The sequence below is a fragment of the Halochromatium roseum genome, assembly GCF_016653315.1.
Classification (GTDB): domain Bacteria; phylum Pseudomonadota; class Gammaproteobacteria; order Chromatiales; family Chromatiaceae; genus Lamprobacter; species Lamprobacter roseus.
Genome location: NZ_NHSH01000057.1, coordinates 101,115 through 116,194, shown reverse-complemented (window position 1 = coordinate 116,194; position 15,080 = coordinate 101,115). Strand labels below are relative to the sequence as shown.

Genomic DNA, 15,080 nt, shown 5'->3' with positions numbered 1-15,080 from the left:
CTTCAAGCGCCGCTCTTCTAAAACTTGTCAAGGATACAGGATGCAAGGCCAAACTGTGGTCCGAGCAACAATCAGGAAATCAGGACTGCGCTGATCAACCTACAACAAATGCTTGACATCTCCGCGCGCAGTAAACATAATTATCTGCTCATCGCGCCCGTAGCTCAGCTGGATAGAGTACCTGGCTACGAACCAGGTGGTCGGAGGTTCGAATCCTTCCGGGCGCGCCATAAAAATCAAAGGCTTAGCATCCACCAGATGCTAGGCCTTTTTTCATTTTCCAGCGGAAGACCAAGTTTATCCAAGGCCACAGCCTGCCCGGCCGGGCGTGCCTGCATGTCAGTCAGCATCCAGACCGTCGCCTGTATCGATCAGGCAGCGCGGCACCGAGAGCAGAATTGAGAGCGGTGTAGGGAGCCACTCTGCGAACAATAGCGCGGCAATGCCGAGCTCGGTAACCAAGCCAAGTCTGGCGATTTTGATGCGAGTGCTGCCGAGGGCGGCAACAACGACAACACTGGTGCCGATACCGTTTCTGCCGTTGATGCTTGTGCAAATCGGCAAGTTAGTGGCACATCTTTAGCCTTCAAATAGCGATCGTAAGACGCCCGGAACAAACTCATAAGTGTACGCATTTTCGCCGCAATGAAGGAGTTCGTTTTCACTTGTGCGGAACGTCAAATAGGGCTTTACCTCAATACCGTCACGTTCTATTAGTGAGGTGTCATCGATAGTGCTGGCGATACTAAAAGCGATGTTCGCTGTAAGCGCCTCTAAAGACTCTCCCCGCAAGCCCGCCTCTTGTACCTTTATTCTGATTTTTTCAACAATCTCAGTGATGAATATGGCCTGATGCTCATCAAACTTCTCGCGGTCCAGATTCAATTCCATTACTTTTACCTCCAGTCCAGTTAAACACTGCCAACCATTGTGGTGGACATCGTTATTTCGCGTAATGTAGCCCGCTTTAGGCGAGAGACTCAGCGATGGCGTCGAACTGCCGATAGGTCTTGCGCATCCAGACCTTGACCCGCTGGCGGTCCATCAGCCCGAGCCCAGCCTCCGTGTTGTTGGCCGCGGCCCAGAAGCTCAGGTTGCCGTGGTCAACCTTGCGCATCGTGGCGGCGTGTAGCTCGGGCAGCTCGATGACGGGGGCAGCCAGCGCCGTCGCGCTTTCGCGTGCTCGCGAAGCCTCGAAGTTGGAGAAGTCCTTGCCGCGGCCTAGGTTCTTGACCACCACATAGCGGGCGCCGCTTGGAAATTGCTCGAATAACTGTTCTAGCAGCCCGATACTGTCGACGCCGTCGTCCATTACGTGCCAGAGGATGACGCCAATACCCTGCTCTGTTGCCAACCCGAGCAGGTCATTCTCATCCATCCACTGGAACAGGGGTCGGGAGGTCTGGGCAGCCAAGTCCACAAGCACGTTCTGGTCTTGTTCCAGCGCGGCCTCCATGAGCTGGTCAGCATTGGAGAAGTCGTCTAGTGCGATAGGCGTGGTGTAGCCTGCGTAGAACCGCAGCATTGCACCATGTGAGCGGTCCGTGTCGAAGGCGCGAAAAGACAGATCTTGGTCGATATAATACTGGGCCAGCAGCCGGGACAGGACCGACTTGCCTACCCCGCCCTTTTCGCCGCCAATGAAATGGATCTGACTCATGCCGTCTACCCCGTCGCTAATGATGATGAAGACAAAGTGGCTCGAACGACCCCGCGCCGAGCTCGGTGTGGAGCCTCCCACTAATCCACTAACCCACTAACAGGTTCAGCGGTAGGTCACCCACGAATCAAGCCCGGGGGAGAACCTTGGCTTGTACCATTTCGTAATCCAGGTTGATGAGTCTTCCGGTCAATCCGGCAATGTCGTCTTTATCGACCTCTAGCGGCTTTCCATTCTGATCGGAAATCCCATTCATCGAAACCCGCACACTCGGAAGATTCAAGCTGACGGCGACAAAGGGGCCTTCAACGAAGAAGACGTTGTCCTTGTCGCGACGAAAGCGGGTGACGCCGTTGTCGCGGGTGAACTCACGCCTCTCCCCCTCGCAGAGGGCATCACACACCCTGTACAAGACATCGAGGAACGTAAACTCGTCGTGTTTTCTAGCCATACCGACACTCACCAAGAGGCCAAGTCATTAGTCCAAGTCATCATTTTTCAGGTCATTTTCGCATCAAGGGCTTGCCGCCATTGCGCCGGCCTGCAATGCCGGCATGTCCGCTGTTGATGGCGCCTCCCAATCGAACCGCGGCAGTTGTTCAAAGGCCTTGCGTAGACCCGCGTTCCAGCTCTGGGACATCTGGGCAAGTAGCGGCGAATCCTGCGGCAATTTGAGCCGGTAGCTCAGCGCCAGGCTATCTCTGGGATAGATCGCGACCTCGAAGGGTGGGCCAACGGTAACGTTAGAACGGGAGGTACCGTCGAGTGAAACCAGACAAAGACGCGCGGCATCCTCCAGTGACAGCTCCGGTCGGGCAATGCGGTCTAGCGCGGGCTTGCCGTACTTGTTCTCGCCGATCTGCAGATAGGGCGTCTCGGGAGAAGCAGCAAAGTAGTTGCCCTGCGGGTAGATCAGGAACAGACCCGGTGGCTGCCCGGCGATCTGGCCACCCAGGATCAGCGTCGTCTCTGCACTGACGCCATGCGCGGCGAGCGCGGGCCCACGGTCGCACTGCACTGTAAGGTTGACCCTCCCCACATAATCAGCGGCCTCGAATAGATAACTCGCTGACATCAGACTGAGCCCAGACGGCGGCTGATCCAGATCGCGGCGGATGAGGTTCAGCACCTCCTGCGTCGAGGCAAGGTTGCCGGCGGAGAGCAAGACGAACAGTCGGTCTGGCGCCGGCTGGAACACATGCAGCTTGCTGACACTGGTCACATAATCGATGCCCGCATTGGTGCGGGAGTCGGAGGCGAGCACCAAGCCAGCGTTGACGACGAGTCCAAGGCAGTAGGTCATGTTGGTACGATCTCTATCGTCTCGAAGATGCCGGCGGCGAGAATCGAGTCCATTCTGGCTTGCCGAAGTGGTTCCAGCCCGGCAGCCGCTCCGGAACATCCTGACTGGACCATCCTCTCAGGCGGCGATCGATCATCTATGATTGTTATCCTATTCTGCAACTGCGGATGATCCGATGAAGCTCGTCTTGGCACCCAATGCCTTCAAAGGCAGCATGTCCGCCATGCAGGCCGCGCTGGCCATGGAAAAAGGGGTTCGCGCCGCCTACCCGGCAGCGGAGGTCTGCAAGATCCCGGTTGCGGACGGCGGCGATGGTCTCGCAGAGATCCTGATCGATGCCTTGCATGGCGAAGCGCGAGTCTTCAGCGTGCATGGCCCCTTGCATGAGCCCGTCCAGGCCACCTTATGCCATGTCCCGGCCCTGGGGCTGGTGGTGGTAGAGATGGCTGTTGCCAGCGGTCTGGCCCTGCTCGCCCCCGAACACCGTGATCCAATGCGCACCACGACCTATGGTACCGGCGAGCTGATCCGTGCCGCCCTGGACCTGGGGGCTCAGCGCATCGTGGTCGGCATCGGCGGCAGCGCTACCATCGATGGCGGTATCGGCATGGCCGCCGCCCTCGGAGTGCGTTTTCTCGATGTTGACGGTGAGACGGTGGCACCGGTGGGCGGATCGCTGGGGCAGATCCGCCGCATTGACGCCAGCGGGCTCGATCCGCGCCTGGCCGAGGTGAGCTGCGAGGCCGTTTGCGACGTCGACAACCCGTTGGTCGGCCCCACCGGCGCTGCGGCCGTTTACGGCCCTCAAAAGGGGGCAACGCCCGAGCAGGTCAGCGCTCTGGACGCCGGCCTGTCCCATCTGGCTGATCGCATCGCCGCCGACTTGGGTCACGAGGTCAGGGACCTGGCCGGCGCCGGCGCAGCCGGCGGTTTGGGCGCCGGACTGTACGCCTTCCTCGGCGCGGAGCTTCGCCGAGGCGTGGACCTAGTGCTCGACCTCCTCGACTTAGATACACAGCTTGCAGGAGCCGATCTGGTGATCACCGGCGAGGGCCAAATTGATTTTCAGACCGCCTTCGGCAAGGCCCCGGCCGGGGTGGCGGAGTGTGCCAAAGCGCATGGCATCCCCTGCATCGCCATCGCTGGCAGCATCGGCGAGCGTATCGCTGCACTTCATCAGATTGGCATCGATGCCGTATTCAGCCTCTGCCCTGGCCCGATGACCCTCGAGCAGGCCATGGCTCGAGGTCCGTCACTGCTTGCGGCAACCACGGAGCAGGTGCTGCGCTGCTACCTCAGCGGCTCGGACGACTAGACTTAACACATTCCTCCGTCATCGGGCCGTTCAGGTCAGCAAACATGACCGAGCACGCCGTCCAAACTCTCATGCATGCCGCCCGAGCTCGGGTGGTGGCAGCGATGCTCGCGCAACTGATGATGATGTTGGGTTTGCTGACGCTGCTGCCGGCAGGGGTAGCGCTTGGACTCGGCAGCGTACCGCTATGCCAGCGGCTCGGGTTGGTCGCATTGGCCTTGTGTGCGCTCGGATTGCTCTTGCTGCGGTTGCCCGGTGTCGACCTCCAGCGGATCGACCTGCAGTGGAACGAGGCGTTGGCGGTCACGGCGCTCGCCTTTCTGCTGGCAGCAGCGAGCATGGTCTGGCCCATGATGGCGGCTGGCATCAGGCCGCTCGATGCGCTGCTGGAAACCGCGTCTGCGGTCACCACTACAGGTCTCACGGTCCTGCGCGGTGTCGAGGAGATCGACCCTGCCCTGCTCTTTCTCCGCGCCTGGATGCAGTGGTACGGCGGGCTCGGCATCGCGGTGCTGACCGTGGCGCTCATCATGCGGCACCACGCCAGCGCCCGGAGGCTGATCGAGACCAGCGGTGAGCGGCTTTCTAACGCCAGCGCACGCCAGCATGCGCGAACGGTGTTCATTGTCTATGTCCTGCTCAGCGGGTTGGCGCTGGCGGCGGTCTGGGCCGCTGGGACCGACCCTTTCGATGCGCTGCTCTATACGCTCGCATCGGTCGCTACCGGTGGCTTCGCGCCGGCAGACGCAAGCCTCGCACCGCTGCCTGTTGCCGCTGTCGCGGTGCTAACGACTGTTTGCCTGTTGTCGGCCGTGACGCTCCCGCTCTACGCTCGGATACCATCGCAAGGGCTCAGTGTGCTCTGGCGTGATGAGGAGGTCCGCGCGTTGCTGGCCGCGACACTGCTCACGACGCTGCTGCTGATGTTGCTCTGGATTTGGCAGCAGGATCTGGAACCTGAGATGGACTGGCAGAGCGCGCTCGGTCACAGCGTCGCGCTTGGTGTCTCGGCGCAAACGACCACCGGCTTTAGCACCCTGGAGTTGACGGCGTTGTCGCCAGCGGCCCAGCTCGTGCTGGTGCTATCGATGACGATCGGCGGCTGCACCGGTTCCGCCGCGGGCGGACTGAAACTGGTGCGACTCCTGGTGCTATTGCGGCTGGTGCAGCTCGCCCTGCGACGCACCGCAATCGGTGAGCGAGCCGTGCTGCACGCGCGCGTCGATGGCCACATCCTGCAGCCGGACATGATCACCGGTGCGCTGCAGCTCCTGAGTCTCTGGCTCGCCGTGCTGCTGCTCTCCTGGCTACTGTTCCTAGTCTACGGTTACGCGCCGCTGCCAAGCCTGTTCGAGGTGGTCTCCGCGATCGCCAACGCCGGACTCTCAACGGGGCTCACCGGGACAGACCTGGAGCCGACGCTCAAGGCCGTACTCATTGGCGACATGCTGTTTGGGCGCGTCGAGATCCTGGCCATGCTCGTGCTGTTCTACCCACCCACCTGGATCGCGCGGAGGCGCAAGCTCTAATGCGAACGGCATTCATCGGCAGCAATTCCCTCACCGTGGCCACCGCCGAGCTGCTGCTCGGTGACGGGCATGAGGTCATCATCGTCGAGCGCGAGCGCGAGCGCATTGACGCGCTCTCAGAGCGACTGGATGCCGGCTTCGTACACGGTGACGGCACGTCGCCGGTAGTGCTGCGAGACGCCGAGCCCGAAAACACCGATGTGCTGTTCTGCCTGCTCGAGTCAGACCAGACCAACATCTTGGCGGCGCTCATCGGGCGCTCGCTCGGCTTCTCACGCGTCGTGCCGCGGGTCAACGAGCGTCAGTTCCAGCACATCACAGACGAGCTTGGACTCGAGGATGCCGTGCTGCCGAACCAGGCCGTGGCCAGCCATCTGCGCGCCCTGCTGGTCGGCGAGAAATCCTTGGAGCTATCGTCGGTGATTCGCGACGACGCGGCGGTGTTCAGCTTCACCGTCGGCGACGACGACGCCGGATCAGTTCAGGATCTGGACCTACCCGAGCGCACGCGCATCGTCTGTCTCTACCGCGGCGAGCGCTTTCGCCTGCCCGAAGAGACCCGCCGCATCAAGCCAGGCGATGAGGTCATCGTCATTTGCGCCCACGAACAGCTCGACAAGCTGCATCGTCGCTGGGGCGGACCATCGAACGGCGCCTGACCTCCGGCTCTGGTAGGTTCGCAAGCTTAGGTTCGCAAGCTCCTGCCATTGCCGTTGTCCTCTATGCCTCGCCGATGGTGGCCAGTGCTACGGCGACTGCGGGTTCTGGCTCTCGCGGCAGGACGACCGGTTATTCGAGGCCTGGAAGAAGAACCTTGATTCGGTGGATGCCTTGGAGCTGAAGCACCAAACGCGGATTGCGCGCCTGCAGGGGGGAAAGAATGGCCATGTGATGGAGTCTCGACGGAATGATTCTGAGACTCAGCCCGGCTCCATCGCACGCTGCACCGACAGCGCACAATCACTGACGGCCTCGATCACGGCCGCGGCCAAGCGCACCTCAGCTGCGGTTCCACGGGAGGATAAGGCATAGGATGACGAGGCCAGATAGACCTCAATCCCAACATAGAGTGGGCGCCGACGGTTCCAAATCGCCTCTGGCAGCACAGGGCTGACCCAGGGCCAGGATTCGGCCCGCGGGCATTCTCCAGGACTGAGCACGGCATCGCGATCGGACGCCACCAGCCGCACTGCGCGCATGCCACCGCCGCTCGGTGCCCCTGGCTGCGACGCCTGCTGCTCGATGCAGCGCAGCAGCGCCGGTTCGCCACAGAGCACATCGGCCGAGCACAGGCGCTCGTCGAAGCCGGTATGCAGATCGATCAGGACCCGCTGCGCTGGCTGAACATGCTCCAGGATCTGCCGATAGAGCTCGGCATGGCGCTGGCGATACTCCTCAAGCGCATCCGGACCGGGCCGCTGCCCCGAGATCCCGACCGGGATGCGCAGCAGGTCGAGGCGCTGGCGGTCGAGCTGGGCGGCAACGGCCTCGCCAAAGCTCAGCTCTTCGCGGTGGGCGCCGATCACCAGCAGCACCGGCGGGCGCGCTGAGGCGCGCGCCGGTGCTCGGCGAAACGGCAGCAGGTGATTGAGCAGCGCTGATATCTGCAAGCGCCCTGTCGCTCAGGTGGCGCCTGGCTCCAGCGCCGTCCGTCCCAGATCACCGGCGCCGGCCCGATCCGACGGCTCGGGCGGAATCAGCCCGACGGCAATCAGTCCATAGACGCCGGTGAAGGCTACCAGCAGCAAGCTCGGTGTCATGGCAAGAAAGCGCAAGCCACGCCGCCAGAGCAGCAGCCAAGCAAGCAGGAGCGCAACAGCACTGGCCGGCAGCGCTGCGAGGGCATGAACATCCAGGCTGAGCCGCAGATAGCGCCCGTTCGGATCGCGCAGATCCAGGCTAAACGGTACCAAGGCCTGCCAGACCCGATCGACGAGGCGCGGCTCGCCCATGGCCATGCGGCGCTCATAGCGCGCGATCGGCTCGAAGGCTCGATTCATGGCGACGGCCTTGATCTGGCGTTGGTTGGCGTAGATCGCGGTTCGATGCAGCGGATTGAACAGGATCTTCAGCGCCATGGTCTCCGCATCGTAGCCCGGAAGCGCAAGCGGGGTCAGCCCAGCTGCGGTCCGACGGCCATCAGCCTGACCGAGCAGGAAGAGTCGACCGTCCTCGCCCAGGATCAGACCAAGAGAGTCGCCGCGCTTGTTCTCGGCCACCTTGACATGACGCACCTCAAGCCCCTCGGGCAATGGCACCGGCGTGATCTCGGGCAGGCCGTCGACGCGACGAAGCTGGAACAGCTGGCCGGCGCGATCGAGCAGGAAGAAACCGGCATCGAACGCCTTCAGGATCGAGACCCGGCCGAAGGTCGCCTGCACCGGCCAGACGAAGCCAGCCTCGCTCAGCGCCTCAGTGAAGCGCGTGGTCAGCTCGGGGTCGATCCGGTTGTGATCACTGTTGATGAAGGTCAGCTGCTCGCTGGGACGCAGGATGTCCTCCGGAAAGCGCAGCCGGGCGCGGCCGGGATTGGCCTCGAGCAGCGGGAACAGCTGGATGCGCGGGGCATGCCCCGGCAGCTCACCCGGTTTCAGCTCCAGCACCTGACGCTCGGCCTGGATCTGGGCCTTATCGAAGCTCTGGCCAGCGAGCTGCAACGGCAGCTTGCCCCACAGCTCCATGTTCTTGTAGTAGATGAACGGGATCAGGGTCTCAAAGGTCTGGCGGTCGTAATCGTTGGCGTCCTGGTCGCGATAGATGAACGCATGGCCCTCGCCGAGCAGCTCCTTGTAGACGAAGCGCTCGATCACCGGGCTGTAGAACAGGTCGGTCTTGCCGTAGCGGTACTCGAACAGCAGTTCCTTGAGCAAGGGCCACCAGAGCGCGAGCAGGACGATGGTCAGCAGCAGCAAGGACCAGCGGGCAATCCTGGCAGTCATGGTCGGTCAGCTCCGGGTCAGCGCTGGTGGCGATAGCGGTGGGCGGGCAGGATCACTGCCGGGATGAACAGCAGCGCGAGCGCGATCAGCACCGGCAACACCTGGTCGTATTCCTGATAGCCGCGGTGTTGATAGAGCAAGGCCAGGAAGGCCGCGCTCAGCCCCAGATAGATCAGTCGGCGCGGCGCGGCTGGCTCCAACAGCGCTAGGGTCGCGCCGAAATAGCCGATCCAGCCGCCCAGCAGCCAGGGCAAGGCCGTGAGCAGGGCGCTGACGGCGGCCTCATGGGGAAACCAGCCGGCGATGATCCAATACAGGGCGACGGCATCCAACAGCGCCAGCAAGGCGCCCATCAGCGCCCCGAAGCCGACCCAGCTCCAGACCAGCAGGTCAGCACGCAGCGGCAGGTGAAGGGACAGGCGAAAGCGCCCGCCGAGCATCTCCGGGCCGAACTGCGCGATGGCGATCAGCACCCCGGTGAGCAGCGGCAGGTATTGGATCGGCGCATACAACAGCCGGCGCAGCTCGAAGGCCCAATACCAGATCATCTCCGAGTGCTCGACCCGGAACTGATGGCGGATGGCGAGCAACAAATACAACAGCATCCCCAGATGCAGCACCAACAGCCCGAGCCAGACCCAGCGCACCTTGAGCCATTCCTTCAAAAAGATTGCCGACAGCATGGCCGCTCGCATCGCCGATCGCTCCTCTCAATACTTCCCGGTCAGGCCGATGAACGCATCCTCGAGCGACAGCGGCTGCTCATCGCCAAGTCGGACCTGCGGCCAATGGGTTGCCAGGTGCGCCTCGAGCGGCTCGCGGTCGGCGAAGCTATAGAGAACAGGCTCGCGGCCATGCAGGTCGACGTTCTCGATCAGGGCGTCCGGCTGTGGTGCTGAGCCGCCATCGACTTGGAAACCGAAGCAACGGAAATCGCGCCGAAAATCGACCAGTGGCAGCTGTCGCAGCGCCCCACCCCGCTGCAGGAAGATCAGCTCATCGACCAGCGATTCCATATCCTGCACCACATGCGAGGTGACGAACAGGGTCTTGCCGCCCTCATCGAGGAAGCGCCGCAGATAGTCCAGGAATAGCCGCCGATAGCCCGCATCGAGCCCCATCGAATAGTCGTCGAGGATCATCAGGTCCGGGTCCTGGGCGAAGATCAGCCCCAGTACCACCTGCGAGCGTTGTCCGCAGGACATGTTGCCGATCCGATGGCCATGGGGCAGCCCGAGCCGATCGACCAGATCGAAGTACAGCTCTCGGCGCCAGCGCGGATAGAACGGCCGATAGAAGCGCTCGATCTGCGCGATGGTCATCAGGTCATAGGTCAGATGGCCCTCGAGCAAGAGCCCGATGCGCGCCCGTGTCGCCGGTGAGAGCGCATGCGAGGGCTCGCCGAGCACTTGACAGCAACCCGCGCTCGGGCGCATGAAACCCATCAGCAGCCGAATCAGGGTGGTCTTGCCAACACCGTTCTTGCCGAGCAAGGCGACGACCTTGCCTTGCGGGACGCTGAAGCTCAGATCCGAGTAGATGGGGCGCCGCCCATAGCGGTGCGCGAGCCGCTCGACCTGGATTGCGGCCGTCATTTGGATCGCTTGTGCTCGGCATCGACCGAGACAGGATGCACCTGGGGCGAGCGCGGCGATGGCGCCGAGGCCGAGGCGTTGGCAACCGTGCGCGCGACCGCGCAACCGCCGCCTGCCCCCTTGGCGCAGCCACCGCAAGCGCCGCGCTTGCGCCAGAACTGCCGGTAGAGATACCAGAGCGCCACACCCAGGATCAGCGCAATGATTCCGGCATCGACCAGCGTCAATGGCGACGAGGTTTGCACTAGAGGCTCATCCTTGCGCGCACTCTCGGCCTGCGAGACCAGGCTGTCTGGCGACGCTGTGTGTGTTTGCGATCCTTGGTCAGGCTCGGCCATCGCTCATCCCCTCTGCGGTCAACTCAAGACGGCGTGGCGTACTCGAAGCCACGCGCTTGCTTGTGGTTAGGGCCAGATTCCTAACGCTCATGGCGCCGCCCACCCCCAGCAGATCAATTGCGTGAGATTCACCTTAACCTTCCGAGAAGCGCTGCCGCAGCAGCCGGCTCGCCTGACGATCACTGAACAGGCCGACGATCAGCAGCAGCACGAAGGCGCTCCAATAGACCGCCGACATGGCTTCGATCCCGGTGGCGCCCACTGCCATGCCAATACTGTAGACCGCGCTCGAGACCGCTAGTCCAAGGATGGTGGGGAAGATGATCGAGAATGCCATCCATTTGTAGGAACCGGTCTGCACCTTGACCATCATGGTGGTGGCCAGGCAGGGCGGATACAGGGCGAAGAACAGGATCATCGACACCGCCAGCAATGCGGTGGCGCCACCCTCTCGGGTCTCCTGCCCCATGCGCTCCTCGAGCGTCTGGTTCTCGTCATCGCCTTGCTGGAACAGCACCCCCAGGGTCGCGACACTACTCTCACGGGCGGCAAAGGACGCCAGCAGCGCGACATTGATCTTCCAATCGAAGCCGGCGAACTGGGTGATCGGCTCCATGCCGCGGCCGATGGTGCCGAGGATCGAGTGCGTGATGCGCTCCTCGCGCATCTGCAGACGCAGCTTCTGGCGCTCGCGCGCCAGGGTGCGCAGCGCGCGACTCGCCTGTTTCGCGTCACGATCGCCGCCGCGTATCACGAGCGGATAGAAGTCGGCATTGCGCGCCTGGAAGCGCTCGGTGACACGCTGCGAGGCCTCGGCGCCCGTTGCGTTCAGCTTGGCGCGCTTGTAGTCGCTGTAATAATTGATGAGCGGCACCAGGTTGGCGCCGGTGGCGATCTCGCGATAAGGGTTACCAGCCAGCGCCTGCTCGAAGCGCTCGATGGCGGCCTCGGCCTCCTGCTGGAAATGCGCCTTGCGCGCCTCTGGCAGGCCCGGCAGATGCAGTAGCACGAACACCACCACCGCAACCGCTAGCACTACGGTGCCGACCTTCTTGATGTACTGCCAGGTGCGCTCGATCGCCCGTCGGGCAACACCGTTGAAGGTCGGCAGATGATAGTGCGGCAGCTCCATCACGAACGGCGAGGTCTCCTGGCCGCTGAGCACGGTCTTGGTCAGCAGTTTCGCCACGAGCAGCGCGAAGACGATGGTCATGGTCGAGATGTAGAACATCATCAACGACTTGTGCTCGACGAAGAAGATGCCGAGCAGTAGCGTGTAGAGTGGCACCTTGGCCAGGCAGTTCATGAACGGCACGGTGAAGATGGTCGCCATGCGCGCGCGATTGTCCGGGATGCCCTTGGTGGCCATCACGCCGGGCACGGCACAGCCACCGGCAAAGACGCCGCCGAGGATCAACGGCAGCGTGCTCTGCCCGTGCAGGCCGAAGCGATGCAGCACCTTATCGAGGATGAAGGCAATGCGGGCCATGTAGCCCGAGTCCTCGACGATGGCGATGCAGGCGAAGAGGATGATGAAGATCGGCACATAGTTGAGCAGGGTGTTGGCCGAATCGACCAGCCAGAGCCCGAGCGAGCGCACATAGGGATCGACCAGGAAATGTGCGCTCGGTAGCAGCCCAGCGATCAGCTCGCGGCCCTTGGCGAGGTAAGGCCAGGTGACGTTGGTCAGCTCATAGCCCCAGACGATCGAGACCTGATAGATCGCGAACACGGTCAGCAGCAGGAAACCCGGTGCCAGCCAGCGATTGAGCACGACCCGATCGACCCGCTCGGTCAGGGTCTTACGGCCTTGCTCGCCGCCGCTCAAGACGCCATCGAGCAGGCGCTCGACGGCCCGATCCCGGCAGCCGACGACGTAATCGCTGATCTCCATGTCCTGCTGCTGCTCGAACTCGGCGATCAAGCTGCCAATGGCCTCGCGCAGCGGTCGTGCCGCCGCTTCCCCGAGCCGCTCGACCAGGATGCTGACCGCTTGGCTGTCACCCTCGAGCAGCTCGAGCGCGAGCCAGCGTTGTGGCAGATCGGCAATCGCCTTGAACCGCGCCAGGCGTTGTTGGACCTGGGCGATGATCGGCTCGAGCGGCCCATAATCGACCAGCACCGGCGGCGGTGTCGGGGTCTCGACCTGCCGAGACGCCTCGGCACGCACCGCCTCGCGCAATGCCTCGCGCCCCTGCCCTTTGCGGCCAACAGTAGCCACCACCGGCAGTTGCAGCCGCTCAGACAGCAACGACTGATCGATCTGGAGACCACGCCCCTCGGCCACATCCATCATGTTCAAGGCCAGCACCGAGGGCAGCTCCATCTCCAGGATCTGCAGGGTCAGATGCAGGGAACGGCGCAGATTGGAGGCATCGACCACGTTGACTGTGACGTCCGGTCGGTCACCAAGCAGGAACTCGCGCGCGACCCGCTCCTCGAGCGAGAACGAGGTCAGGCTGTAGGTGCCTGGGAGATCGACGGTATAGACGCTGCCAACCGCATCGCGGTACTGACCGTACTTCTTGTCGACGGTGACGCCCGGATAGTTGGCCACATGCTGACGCGCTCCGGTCAACACATTGAATAGGGTCGATTTGCCGGCGTTCTGCTGGCCTGCCAGGGCGACCAGGACCCCATCGCGCTTGCTCATGATTCACTGTCCTCGCTAGTCACCTCGATGGTGATGGCTTCATGGCGTCGCAGGGTGATGCTCGAGGCCTCGAGCTTGAGCTCAATCGGATCGTTCAAGGGTGCGCTGCGCACCACCGTCACCACCACATTCGGCATCAGGCCCAGGTCCAGCAGGCGTTGGCGAACCGCAGCCTCGGCATGGTGCCGGTGGATGCGCACGCGCCCGCCGGGGCGAATGTCGTTCAGGGTTTGCGCGCCGCCGCGCTCGGGCATCTTGGACATCGCTGACGCTCTCAGGGGGTCGTCCATCGATGGGCGACGCTTCAGGATTGGGACTGATGGGAGCCCCATCAGGCTTAGGTTCATCCACTGGAGAGCTAATAATAATCCAGACAACAAAACAAACGCAAATGCGATCGTTTTTTATTTACATGTGAAAAAAACAGCGCTAGGCTTGTGGTGAAACGTCCAGACACGGAGATGACCCGATGACCCAGCCGATCGCCCGTTCACTGATCCCCTCTCTGACCCGCAAGCCCTTACTCCACATCGCCTCAGCGGCCACGGCACTCGCACTGACGCTTGCAACTGCAACCGCCTTTGCCCACACCCCGCTGTGCTCTTGCTACGACAACGGTGACGGCACCGTGCTCTGCGAAGGCGGATTCTCCGATGGCTCCTCCGCCGCCGGGGTCGGCATCCGTGTCTTGGACGCGAACGACAACGTCGTGATCGAGGGCGAGATGAGTGAGTACAGCGAGTTCGAGTTCGACAAGCCCGATGGCGACTACAAGGTCGTCTTCGACGCCGGTCCTGGCCACGATATCGAGATCGCTGGCAGCGACATCGTCGAGTAGATCCAAAAGACGGTCGCTCAGGCTGCTCGATTTGATTCGGCCCCGGAAGCCTGTTGAACCCCCTCCACCCCTGCTCCATAGGAGACTCGAGACGATGAAACGCCCCGTTCTGCTCAGTACCGCCACCGGCATGACCCTTGCTCTGACCCTCGCCGGCAACGCCCAGGCGCACTTCCAGCTGCTCTACACCCCCGAGGTGATGCTGGAGAAGCCAGGCGACATCCCTCTGGCTTTGATCTTCGGGCACCCGATGGAGAACAGCCACAGCATGGACATGGGCCAGCCGGAGGCGTTCTTCGTCGTCTTCAAGGGCGAGAAGACCGATCTGATCGACAGCCTCGAGGCGGTCGACTGGCAGGGGCCAGGCGATGAGCCCGCCGATGGCTACAAGGCCAGCTACAAGATCAAGCGCAATGGTGACTACCTCTTCGGCCTGGTACCAGCGCCTTATATGGAGGGCGCTGAGGATGTCTACATCCAGCAGATCACGAAAGCCATGGTCAACAAGGGGGCGATGCCGACCGGCTGGAACGAGCCGCTCGGCCTGCCCACCGAGATCATGCCGATGAACAAGCCCTATCAGGTCTTCGCCGGCAGCACCTTCACCGGTCAGCTGCTCTCAGAGGGCAAGCCGGCCGCCGGTGTCGAGTGCGAGATCGAGTACATCAACAGCGAGATCGACCTGGAGGCCAACCGCATCAGCAAGGAGACCCTGGGGCCGGTGCCGAGCACGGCCGTGGTCGCCATCACCGACGACAACGGGCTATTCACCTTCGGTATCCCGCGCGCGGGCGTCTGGGGCTTCGCCTGCCTCGGCTCTGGACCGGACAAGGAGTATGAGGGTAAAGAGCTGTCGCAGGATGCGGTGCTCTGGATCAATGCCACCGCACTGGATTAAGCGTCCTCGACG

The 15,080-nt window shown here is 62.7% G+C and carries 16 protein-coding genes and 1 tRNA gene; 6 read left to right on the top strand and 11 right to left on the bottom strand.

The features are described from left to right. Window positions 1–153 precede the first annotated feature (153 nt). Window positions 154–230 (top strand) — tRNA-Arg (locus CCR96_RS12045). A gap of 349 nt (window positions 231–579) precedes the next feature. On the opposite strand, the gene CCR96_RS12040 is transcribed toward CCR96_RS12045, so the two are convergent. From CCR96_RS12040 to CCR96_RS12025, 4 genes are all read right to left on the bottom strand, one after another. Further along, a complete protein-coding gene (locus CCR96_RS12040) occupies window positions 580–891 on the bottom strand; it encodes a hypothetical protein (protein ID WP_201220364.1) in 312 nt (103 codons plus the stop codon). A gap of 76 nt (window positions 892–967) precedes the next feature. Continuing rightward, window positions 968–1,660 (bottom strand): P-loop NTPase family protein, encoded by a 693-nt coding sequence (locus CCR96_RS12035; RefSeq protein WP_201220363.1) that lies wholly within the window; start codon window positions 1,658–1,660, stop codon window positions 968–970. A 127-nt stretch (window positions 1,661–1,787) separates the two neighbouring features. Beyond that, complete coding sequence (locus CCR96_RS12030; protein WP_201220362.1) at window positions 1,788–2,111, bottom strand: hypothetical protein; 324 nt, start codon at window positions 2,109–2,111, stop codon at window positions 1,788–1,790. Window positions 2,112–2,174: 63 nt separating this feature from the next. Further along, window positions 2,175–2,963, bottom strand: a complete 789-nt coding sequence (locus tag CCR96_RS12025) for a proteasome-type protease (RefSeq protein WP_201220361.1) — start codon at window positions 2,961–2,963, stop codon at window positions 2,175–2,177. Between the two features lie 175 nt (window positions 2,964–3,138). Here CCR96_RS12025 and CCR96_RS12020 point away from each other — a divergent pair, with 175 nt between their 5' ends. The 3 genes from CCR96_RS12020 to CCR96_RS12010 all read left to right on the top strand — a co-directional run bounded on the left by CCR96_RS12020 (window position 3,139) and on the right by CCR96_RS12010 (window position 6,466). After that, complete coding sequence (locus CCR96_RS12020) at window positions 3,139–4,278, top strand: glycerate kinase family protein (RefSeq protein ID WP_201220360.1); 1,140 nt, start codon at window positions 3,139–3,141, stop codon at window positions 4,276–4,278. A gap of 104 nt (window positions 4,279–4,382) precedes the next feature. Next, window positions 4,383–5,807 carry a TrkH family potassium uptake protein gene (locus tag CCR96_RS12015; protein WP_242519041.1) on the top strand — a complete coding sequence of 475 codons (1,425 nt, stop codon included), beginning with the start codon at window positions 4,383–4,385 and terminating at the stop codon, window positions 5,805–5,807. Further along, window positions 5,807–6,466: a potassium channel family protein gene (locus CCR96_RS12010; protein WP_201220358.1), complete on the top strand. Its 660-nt coding sequence runs from the start codon at window positions 5,807–5,809 to the stop codon at window positions 6,464–6,466. Before CCR96_RS12015 ends, CCR96_RS12010 begins: the two co-directional genes overlap by 1 nt. Window positions 6,467–6,727: 261 nt before the next feature. Here the strand turns inward: CCR96_RS12010 and CCR96_RS12005 are convergent, their stop codons facing one another. The 7 genes from CCR96_RS12005 to CCR96_RS11975 all read right to left on the bottom strand — a co-directional run bounded on the left by CCR96_RS12005 (window position 6,728) and on the right by CCR96_RS11975 (window position 13,595). Beyond that, the gene (locus tag CCR96_RS12005; protein WP_201220357.1) at window positions 6,728–7,417 is read right to left on the bottom strand and encodes a hypothetical protein; all 690 of its coding nucleotides are present in this window, start codon (window positions 7,415–7,417) and stop codon (window positions 6,728–6,730) included. 12 nt (window positions 7,418–7,429) lie between these two features. Beyond that, entirely contained in the window at window positions 7,430–8,746 is a 1,317-nt protein-coding gene (locus CCR96_RS12000; protein WP_201220356.1) for a DUF4857 domain-containing protein, read from the bottom strand. Between the two features lie 17 nt (window positions 8,747–8,763). Then, window positions 8,764–9,429 carry a hypothetical protein gene (locus CCR96_RS11995; protein ID WP_201220355.1) on the bottom strand — a complete coding sequence of 222 codons (666 nt, stop codon included), beginning with the start codon at window positions 9,427–9,429 and terminating at the stop codon, window positions 8,764–8,766. A gap of 27 nt (window positions 9,430–9,456) precedes the next feature. Then, window positions 9,457–10,341, bottom strand: a complete 885-nt coding sequence (locus tag CCR96_RS11990) for an ABC transporter ATP-binding protein (RefSeq protein WP_201220354.1) — start codon at window positions 10,339–10,341, stop codon at window positions 9,457–9,459. Beyond that, a complete protein-coding gene (locus CCR96_RS11985; RefSeq protein ID WP_201220353.1) occupies window positions 10,338–10,679 on the bottom strand; it encodes a hypothetical protein in 342 nt (113 codons plus the stop codon). Before CCR96_RS11985 ends, CCR96_RS11990 begins: the two co-directional genes overlap by 4 nt. 133 nt (window positions 10,680–10,812) lie before the next feature. Continuing rightward, a complete protein-coding gene (gene feoB / locus CCR96_RS11980) occupies window positions 10,813–13,332 on the bottom strand; it encodes a ferrous iron transport protein B (protein WP_201220352.1) in 2,520 nt (839 codons plus the stop codon). Next, window positions 13,329–13,595: a FeoA family protein gene (locus CCR96_RS11975; RefSeq protein ID WP_201220351.1), complete on the bottom strand. Its 267-nt coding sequence runs from the start codon at window positions 13,593–13,595 to the stop codon at window positions 13,329–13,331. The genes feoB and CCR96_RS11975 overlap by 4 nt, the downstream gene beginning before the upstream one ends. A gap of 206 nt (window positions 13,596–13,801) precedes the next feature. On the opposite strand from CCR96_RS11975, the gene CCR96_RS11970 reads away from it, so the two are divergent. Further along, window positions 13,802–14,170, top strand: a complete 369-nt coding sequence (locus tag CCR96_RS11970) for a hypothetical protein (RefSeq protein WP_242518971.1) — start codon at window positions 13,802–13,804, stop codon at window positions 14,168–14,170. 94 nt (window positions 14,171–14,264) lie between these two features. Beyond that, window positions 14,265–15,068: a DUF4198 domain-containing protein gene (locus CCR96_RS11965; protein WP_201220350.1), complete on the top strand. Its 804-nt coding sequence runs from the start codon at window positions 14,265–14,267 to the stop codon at window positions 15,066–15,068. The last annotated feature ends 12 nt before the right edge of the window (window positions 15,069–15,080 follow it).

What these genes read in the sequence shown, in the direction of transcription:
- CCR96_RS11985 (WP_201220353.1), bottom strand. Translation starts at nt 10,679, where the DNA reads ATGGCCGAGCCTGACCAAGGATCGCAAACACACACAGCGTCGCCAGAC.
- CCR96_RS12010 (WP_201220358.1), top strand. Translation starts at nt 5,807, where the DNA reads ATGCGAACGGCATTCATCGGCAGCAATTCCCTCACCGTGGCCACCGCC.
- CCR96_RS12035 (WP_201220363.1), bottom strand. Translation starts at nt 1,660, where the DNA reads ATGAGTCAGATCCATTTCATTGGCGGCGAAAAGGGCGGGGTAGGCAAG.
- CCR96_RS12040 (WP_201220364.1), bottom strand. Translation starts at nt 891, where the DNA reads ATGGAATTGAATCTGGACCGCGAGAAGTTTGATGAGCATCAGGCCATA.
- CCR96_RS11990 (WP_201220354.1), bottom strand. Translation starts at nt 10,341, where the DNA reads ATGACGGCCGCAATCCAGGTCGAGCGGCTCGCGCACCGCTATGGGCGG.
- CCR96_RS11970 (WP_242518971.1), top strand. Translation starts at nt 13,802, where the DNA reads ATGACCCAGCCGATCGCCCGTTCACTGATCCCCTCTCTGACCCGCAAG.
- CCR96_RS11965 (WP_201220350.1), top strand. Translation starts at nt 14,265, where the DNA reads ATGAAACGCCCCGTTCTGCTCAGTACCGCCACCGGCATGACCCTTGCT.
- CCR96_RS12000 (WP_201220356.1), bottom strand. Translation starts at nt 8,746, where the DNA reads ATGACTGCCAGGATTGCCCGCTGGTCCTTGCTGCTGCTGACCATCGTC.
- feoB (WP_201220352.1), bottom strand. Translation starts at nt 13,332, where the DNA reads ATGAGCAAGCGCGATGGGGTCCTGGTCGCCCTGGCAGGCCAGCAGAAC.
- CCR96_RS12015 (WP_242519041.1), top strand. Translation starts at nt 4,383, where the DNA reads ATGCTCGCGCAACTGATGATGATGTTGGGTTTGCTGACGCTGCTGCCG.
- CCR96_RS11995 (WP_201220355.1), bottom strand. Translation starts at nt 9,429, where the DNA reads ATGCTGTCGGCAATCTTTTTGAAGGAATGGCTCAAGGTGCGCTGGGTC.
- CCR96_RS12030 (WP_201220362.1), bottom strand. Translation starts at nt 2,111, where the DNA reads ATGGCTAGAAAACACGACGAGTTTACGTTCCTCGATGTCTTGTACAGG.
- CCR96_RS11975 (WP_201220351.1), bottom strand. Translation starts at nt 13,595, where the DNA reads ATGTCCAAGATGCCCGAGCGCGGCGGCGCGCAAACCCTGAACGACATT.
- CCR96_RS12025 (WP_201220361.1), bottom strand. Translation starts at nt 2,963, where the DNA reads ATGACCTACTGCCTTGGACTCGTCGTCAACGCTGGCTTGGTGCTCGCC.
- CCR96_RS12020 (WP_201220360.1), top strand. Translation starts at nt 3,139, where the DNA reads ATGAAGCTCGTCTTGGCACCCAATGCCTTCAAAGGCAGCATGTCCGCC.